Source organism: Curtobacterium sp. VKM Ac-2861, from assembly GCF_013204965.1.
Taxonomy (GTDB): domain Bacteria; phylum Actinomycetota; class Actinomycetes; order Actinomycetales; family Microbacteriaceae; genus Curtobacterium.
On the sequence record NZ_JABMLA010000006.1, the window covers coordinates 244,016 to 250,996 of the forward strand.

General features: G+C 71.6%; 9 protein-coding genes. 3 read left to right on the forward strand and 6 right to left on the reverse strand.

What is annotated here, in order from left to right; genetic code table 11:
* Positions 1–131 precede the first annotated feature (131 nt).
* The 3 genes from HQQ88_RS16270 to HQQ88_RS16280 are packed head-to-tail and all read left to right on the forward strand — an operon-like array spanning position 132 to position 1,638.
* The gene (locus tag HQQ88_RS16270) at positions 132–746 is read left to right on the forward strand and encodes an RNA polymerase sigma factor (RefSeq protein ID WP_243649780.1); all 615 of its coding nucleotides are present in this window, start codon (positions 132–134) and stop codon (positions 744–746) included.
* A complete protein-coding gene (locus HQQ88_RS16275) occupies positions 743–1,312 on the forward strand; it encodes a hypothetical protein (protein ID WP_173170280.1) in 570 nt (189 codons plus the stop codon). Before HQQ88_RS16270 ends, HQQ88_RS16275 begins: the two co-directional genes overlap by 4 nt.
* Positions 1,309–1,638, forward strand: a complete 330-nt coding sequence (locus tag HQQ88_RS16280; protein ID WP_123937330.1) for a hypothetical protein — start codon at positions 1,309–1,311, stop codon at positions 1,636–1,638. Before HQQ88_RS16275 ends, HQQ88_RS16280 begins: the two co-directional genes overlap by 4 nt.
* A 3-nt stretch (positions 1,639–1,641) precedes the next feature.
* Here HQQ88_RS16280 and HQQ88_RS16285 read toward each other — a convergent pair whose 3' ends face one another.
* The 6 genes from HQQ88_RS16285 to HQQ88_RS16310 all read right to left on the reverse strand — a co-directional run bounded on the left by HQQ88_RS16285 (position 1,642) and on the right by HQQ88_RS16310 (position 6,714).
* Positions 1,642–1,818 carry a hypothetical protein gene (locus HQQ88_RS16285; RefSeq protein ID WP_165901280.1) on the reverse strand — a complete coding sequence of 59 codons (177 nt, stop codon included), beginning with the start codon at positions 1,816–1,818 and terminating at the stop codon, positions 1,642–1,644.
* A gap of 11 nt (positions 1,819–1,829) precedes the next feature.
* Positions 1,830–2,822, reverse strand: a complete 993-nt coding sequence (locus HQQ88_RS16290) for a sugar phosphate isomerase/epimerase (protein WP_173170282.1) — start codon at positions 2,820–2,822, stop codon at positions 1,830–1,832.
* Positions 2,823–2,981: 159 nt separating this feature from the next.
* Positions 2,982–3,665, reverse strand: coding sequence for a fumarylacetoacetate hydrolase family protein (locus HQQ88_RS16295; protein ID WP_173170284.1), 684 nt, complete (start codon positions 3,663–3,665; stop codon positions 2,982–2,984).
* Positions 3,666–3,698: 33 nt separating this feature from the next.
* Positions 3,699–3,914: a hypothetical protein gene (locus HQQ88_RS16300; RefSeq protein WP_123294902.1), complete on the reverse strand. Its 216-nt coding sequence runs from the start codon at positions 3,912–3,914 to the stop codon at positions 3,699–3,701.
* The gene (locus HQQ88_RS16305; RefSeq protein ID WP_173170286.1) at positions 3,895–4,212 is read right to left on the reverse strand and encodes a hypothetical protein; all 318 of its coding nucleotides are present in this window, start codon (positions 4,210–4,212) and stop codon (positions 3,895–3,897) included. Before HQQ88_RS16305 ends, HQQ88_RS16300 begins: the two co-directional genes overlap by 20 nt.
* A gap of 105 nt (positions 4,213–4,317) precedes the next feature.
* A complete protein-coding gene (locus HQQ88_RS16310) occupies positions 4,318–6,714 on the reverse strand; it encodes a phosphoketolase family protein (RefSeq protein ID WP_173170288.1) in 2,397 nt (798 codons plus the stop codon).
* Between the last annotated feature and the right edge of the window lie 267 nt (positions 6,715–6,981).

Below are 6,981 nucleotides of genomic sequence, written 5' to 3' on the forward strand. Positions count from 1 at the left end.
GGCCCGTGCACCGGATCAGGGAGCGCACGGGCCGCCGTCGAAGCACCGTGACCGACCCTTCAGGGATGGCCGGCCACGGCGCGCTCGCACCAGGCGCGCGGAGGCGTACCTGGTAGGCACGTACTAAGGACGTGACGAACACCCGATTCGTCACACGAGAATCCGAGATCCGCGAAGAGGAGCTGCTCCTGTCCAGCGACGAAGCCCTCGCGGCGTTGTCCGACGCCTCGCTCGTCGAGCGCAGCGCCGACGGCGACACGGCCGCGTTCGGGGTGCTGATCCGTCGGTACGGACCGCACATGCGGGCCTACGCGGCTCGGATCCTCGGGTACGGCGACGGCGAGGCCGACGACGCCGTCCAGGAAGCCGCACTGCAGGCCTGGCAGCGCATCGACCGGGTCGAGGACCCGGATCGGGTGCGCAACTGGCTCTTCCGGATCGCGGCCAACAAGGCCCTCGACCGGCTCCGCGGGCGGCACCCGCACGCCGACCTCGAAGCGATGGTCGACGCCCCGGACGAACGACCCGTCGACGAGGTGGTCGCCACCCGGATGCAGGTGCGGGAACTCGCGCGTATCGTGCAGGCACTCCCGGATGCACAGCGCGCCGTCTGGGTGATGCGCGAGGTGGGTGGGGCGCCCTACGCCGAGATCGCCGAGGCGACCGGGTTGCCCGCGCCGACCGTCCGCGGGCTGCTCGCACGTGCGCGGCGACACGTGCTCGAACAGATGGAGGGGTGGCGATGACCGACGACGTCGACGACCGTCACGGTGCCTTCACGCTGGACGAACTCTCCGACTACCTCGACGCCGACCGGACTCCTGTCCGGGCGGACATCGAGGGTGATCCCGAAGCCGTCGCCGCACTGGAGCGGCTGCAGGCCCTGCGGGTGGCATCACGGGACCTGCTCGACACCGAGGCATCGGCGGACGGCGACGAACGCTGGATCAGCTCGGTGCTCGCGTCCATCCGGACGACCGCCCACGCCGGACGCGACATCCCGGTCCCCGACGACGATCCGGCCGCGCACCTGGTCGTGACCGAGGGGGCACTGCGCGGACTCGTCCGTACCCTCGGTGACGACGTGCCCGGTGTCGTCGTCCGGCGGACCCGGTTCAGCGGGGACGTCGGGGTGCCCGGCGGCGCCGTGGACGTCGACGTCACCATCGTGGCCACGTTCGAGGCATCGGTGTCGGACCGTGCCGAGGCGCTCCGGGCACACATCACGTCGGTGCTCGGCGCGCACGCACCGTTCCGGATCCGCAGTGTCGTCGTCCGCGTCGCCGACGTCGTGGTCGGGGGCACACCGTGACCGCGGACGTCCGGGTGCTCTCCCGCGAACTCACCTCCGTCGTCCTCGCGGTGCCGGGCGTCCGGTCGGTCCTGCCGCCCGGACCCGGGCTCGCCACGCTCGTCCGCGACGTCCGCTCCGTGCTCGAGATCCCGCGGGACGGTGGGGCCGTGCTCGTGCAGGACCGCCCGGACGGGGCGCGGATCCGCGTGGTCGTCACGACCGACCGGGCCGTGCCGACGATCACGGTCATCCGGGCCGTGCGTGACGCCGTCGTGACCGCAGCGCGCCACTCCCTCGGAGCATCGCCCTCCGACGTCACCGTCCGCGTCGTCGAGATCGACTGAGCGTCAGGCGGCCGGTGCCGGTCCGTCCGACGGCTCGGCGTCGTCCGCGACGGGGAGGTCCTCGTCGACGAGCTCGTCCTCGCCGGGCTCGGACACCTCGGCCGCAGCGGCCTTGGCCTCGTCGATGGACTCCTGCGAGCGGCGGAGGAGGTCGTCGTCGTGTGCAGTCTGGTCGCTCATGCTCCAGGAGGCTACGCGGGCGTGCCTGTGTCGGCGTCCCGGCGTCCGGCCGGGCGGTGCGACCCCCAGTGTGTCCTGCCCCGCGGATCGGTCCTCGGGTGGGGCGGCTCGAAGTCGACCGCCGAGGTCGGAGCCGGTGACGAGGGCATCGCCGGCGCGGCCGGTGCGCCGTACGCGTCCGCCGCATCGAGCACGGCGCGCGTCGCCGCAGCGGCCGTGCGCAGGGCGTCGCCGATCGGCATCGCCCGGTGGCCGGGGGTCCGGACCTCGACGCCCCACGGCTCGTCGAAGCCGAGCTCCCGGACGGTGCGGACGAGCCCCGGCAGGTCCCACGCGCCCGCGCCGGGCAGGTACCGTGCCTCGCGGGCTTCTTCGGACAGGGTCATGCCGGCCGGGGTGTGCAGGAGCCCGTCGCTCAGTTCGACCGCCGCGAGCGTCGCGGGCGCGACCGCCTGGCGGATCGACGCCAACGTGGACCCGCCCCGCAGGGTGTGCATCGCGTCGAGCAGCAGCCCGCCGTTCGGGTGACCCGCCGCCACGACGAACCGCGAGGCCCGTTCGATCGTCGGCAGGTTCGACCACGGCTCGGGTTCGAGGACGAGCTGCGCGCCGACGGCCGCGGCCTGGTCGGCCAGCACGGTCCAGTCGTCGGCCATAGTGATCGGTGAAGCGCCGGGCAACGTCGTGTCAGCACGAGCGATCACCTGCCAGGCACGGAGCGCCGCGGCGGCCTCGAGGACCACCCCGCGGTCGGCGGCGTCGTCGTCGGCCCGGCTCGTGCAGGTCCACCAGCGGTCGAGCGGCCCCAACTGGACCCAGACGATCCCCGCACCGTCGAGCATGCGGCGGAGTTCGGCGAAGCCCGTCGTCGCACGCACCTCGTGCAGGTCGTCGAGCGACAACGAGAGCCCGGCGAACCCAGCGGCACCGACCGCGTGGACCCGTTCGCTGATGGGCTCGTCGCCCGCCCACGTCCACGACGTCGCCAGCAGATCGTGTTCCATCACGGCCGTACCTCCGTCATCCCGGAGCAGCTGCAGACGCCCGTCGCGATGGTCCTGCCCCGTGTGTGCGACGCCGCGATCCCCACCTGGCGTCGAACCAGGGATACCCGGCGTGTCTGCGAGCCCTCCCAGCGGCGCGTCACACTGCGGAAACGCCGGTCAGACGATGCGGGTGCGGACCGTGCCGATGCCGGCGATCGTGCCGACGACGAGTTGTCCGCGTTGCAGGGCCCCGACCCCCTCGGGCGTCCCCGTCATGAGCAGGTCCCCTGGGGCGAGCGTCACCGATCGCGACAGCGCCGCGATCGTCTCTGCCACCGACCAGATCTGCTCGGCCAGGTCACCGACCTGGCGTCGTTCGCCGTCGACGACGAGCTCGATCACACCAGCCGTCGGGTCGATGCCCTGCGCCGGGACGATCGCGCCGATCGGTGCCGAGGCGTCGAACCCCTTCGCCGTGTCCCAGGGCCGACCGAGACGCTTGGCCTCGGCCTGGAGATCGCGTCGGGTGAGGTCGATGCCCACCGCGTAGCCCCAGGCGTGGGTGAGCGCGTCGTCGACGCCGATGTCCGCGCCGCCGGTGCCGATCGCGACGACCAGTTCGACCTCGTGCTCGAGCTGCGCCGTCTGCGGCGGGTACGGGGTGTCCGCGTCGTCGACGACGACGGCGTCCGCCGGCTTGGTGAAGAAGAACGGCGGCTCGCGATCTGGGTCGTGACCCATCTCGCGTGCGTGCGCCGCGTAGTTCCGACCGACGCAGAAGACGCGTCGGACGGGGAAGCGTGCGCCCGTGGTCGTGGGGACGGTCGGGAGGCTCGGGGCCGGGATGACGAGGTCGGTCACGGTCTCAGCGTGGCAGGCTCGCAGGGCGTCGGTTCAGCTCTCACCGAAGGACGCCTCGTACTTGAGCTTCCGCGCGCGGGCGCGCTCCTGCCGTTCGCGCCACTCGATCCGTGCCTGGCGGAGCTCCTCCTCGGCGCCCTTCGCCCGCATCATGGGGCCGTAGTGCGGATCGGCGAGCAGCGCTGGCGTGGTGAGCTCACGTCCGTCCAGCCAGTACTTGAAGTCCCGGTCACTGAGCTTCGAGATCATCGTTCGTCCCTTCGTTCGTCGCTGTCTTCAGGTCATCGAGTGCCTGGCGGACCCAGCGGTCGTCAGCGGTCGTCCAGTCGCGGGTGGTCAGGGCGACCGACATGACAGCCGCGGCCTCTCGCTGCCGAACGTCGTCCGAGGTCGCGCGGTCGGCGACCCACGACCAACGCTGCCACCAGAGATCCCGGTGCCCCAAGAACTCGGTATTTCGCCGCCCGGCCCGCCCGTCGACGACCGACACGACCAACGCGCCGACGGCCACGAGAGCCCCGACCACCGACACGACCGCACTCGTCAACGCGACATCCATGTGGACCACCCTGACGCCACAGGACCGGCCACGCGGCGGGCGTGACCGGTCCTGTGGACGGTGATCCGGGCCTCCCGGCCTGTGCAGGAGGGATCAGGCAGACGGGTCCTGCGGCCACCCCGAGAACTCCCACCCGTCGACGGACGGGTGGTCCTCGCCCCGTGAGTAGGCGTACTCGCGGGCCGCGTCCCGTGCGGCGGACAGCCGGTCGAGCAACTCGGCGTGTGCACCCGCGTCGACCCGCGTCAGGGCGTCGTGCGCCAGCGCGAAGCGGTCCATCTCGTTCCGCATGAGCATGTCGAAGGGCGACGTCGTCGTGCCCTGCTCCAGGAACCCGTGCACGTGCAGGTCGTCGTGGCCGTTGCGGCGATAGGTCAGCTGGTGCACGAGCGACGGGTACCCGTGGAACGCGAACACCGTCGGGGTCCCGGGCAGGAAGAGCTCGTCGTACTGCTCGTCGGGGATCGGGTGCTCGTGCTTCCGGGGGTCGCCGAGGGCGAGCAGGTCGACGACGTTGACGACCCGGACGCCGACCCCGGGAGCGTGCTGCCGGATGATGTCCGCGGCGGCGACCGCCTCGACCGTGGGGACGTCCCCGGCGCACGCGAGGACCACGTCCACACGACCGACGGTCTGCTCGGTACCGGCCCACTCCCAGACCCCGAGACCTGCGTCCGCGTGGGCGACGGCGTCCTCGAGGGACAGGAAGACGGGCTCGGGGTGCTTCCCGGCGACGATCACCTCGATGCGGTCGGTGGTCTCGAAGGCGTGCGCCGCGACGGCGAGCAGGGTGTTGGCGTCGGCGGGGAGCTTGATCCGCACCAGGTCCTGCTGCTTGGACGCGACGACGTCGAGGAACCCGGGGTCCTGGTGGGAGAACCCGTTGTGGTCCTGCCGCCAGACGTGCGACGACAGCAGGATCGACAGGTTCGACACGGGTGCACGCCAGTCGATGTCGGTCGAGGACTCGAGCCACTTGGCGTACTGCCCGACCATCGAGTCGATGATGTGGGCGAACGCCTCGTAGGTGTTCAGGAGCCCGTGCCGGCCGGAGAGGACGTAACCCTCGAGCATGCCCTCCAGCAGGTGCTCGGACAGCACCTCGGTCACGCGTCCACGGGCAGCGAGGTGCTCGTCGCCGACCGCCCGTTGTGCACGCCACACGCGCGAGGTGACGTCGAAGACGGCGTCGAGCTTGTTCGAGATCGTCTCGTCCGGGCCGAAGAGCCGGAACGACGACGGGTTCTTCGTGATCAGCGCTGCGAGCCACGGGCCGAGCGTGCCGGTGGCCGAGGCCGTCGAGCCGGCGGGGACCCCGTACGCGTCGAGCGCGGGCCGGTCGAGGGCCGTCCGGATGCGCCCGCCGTTGGCGTGGGGAGTGGCACTCATCCGGTCGTCGCCGGTGGGACGGATCGTCGTCATGATCCCGACGGGGTTCCCGTCCGCGTCGAAGAGCTCCTCGGGTCGGTAGGACCGCATCCACTCCTCGAGCTGGGCGCGGTGTGCGGAGTTCTCGCGGACCTCGGACAGCGGCACCTGGTGGGCGCGGAACGTCCCCTCGACCTGCTGGCCGTCGACCTCCTTCGGCCCGGTCCACCCCTTCGGACTGCGGAGGATGATCATCGGCCAGCGCGGGCGCAGGTCGGCGGCGCCGGCGGGCTGCCCGGCAGCCGCACGTTCGGCCTGCGCCCGAGCTGCCGCCTGGATGTCGTCGATCGATGCGAGCGCTCGACGCAGAGCGCCGTCGAACAGGGCGTGCACGGCGTACGGGTCGTCGTCGACCCGCTTCGAGTCCACCACGATCGGGTCGTACCCGAGGCCACGGAAGTAGGCGGTCAGGTCCTCACCGGGGATGCGGGCGAGGACGGTGGGGTTCGCGATCTTCCACCCGTTGAGGTTGAGGATCGGGAGCACGGCACCGTCGGACACCGGGTCGAGGAAGGTGTGTGCCTGCCACGACCCCGCGAGCGGGCCGGTCTCCGCCTCGCCGTCGCCGACGACGCACGCGACCACCAGGTCGGGGTTGTCCAGGGCCGCTCCGTACGCGTGGGCGAGTGAGTAGCCGAGTTCGCCGCCCTCGTTGATGGACCCGGGTGTCTCCGGTGCCGCGTGCGACGGGATCCCGCCCGGGAACGAGAACTGCCGGAAGAAGCGCTGCAGGTCGTCGTCCGCGTACAGCTCGCCCCACGTGCCGTCGAGCCAGGCGTTCGCGTTCATCGCGGGGCCGCCGTGGCCCGGGCCGCAGACGTAGAGGAACTCGCGTCCGGTCTCGGCGATCAGCGCGTTGCAGTGCGCGTACACGAGGTTGAGGGCGGGCGAGGTGCCCCAGTGTCCGAGCAGCCGGGGCTTGATGTCGTCGGGCTCGATCGGCCGCCCCGACAGCGGGTTGTCCAGCAGGTAGATCTGCCCGACCGTCAGGTAGTTGGCGGCACGCCACCAGGCGTCGACCGCCCGGAGTCGGTCGGTGGTGGAGAGCTGTGCAGGAGCCATGCCCCCACGCTACGAAACGCCGGCCCCGTGAACCTCAGGAAACCCGTTCCAAACCGATCGCGGGGGTGCACCGAATGAGTTGCACAGGGCAAAAGCCCAGGGCGCTCTCCGGTCAGACATGGCCGTTGTTCAGCGTACGCACAGGAGCATACGTCGGCCGTCGGCCGGGGTGCCCACACAGCAAAGGACTGATCACCATGCGCAAGAGCCTGAAGACCTCCATCACCCTCGCCACGACCGGCGCCCTCGTGCTCGGCGGTGCCGCGT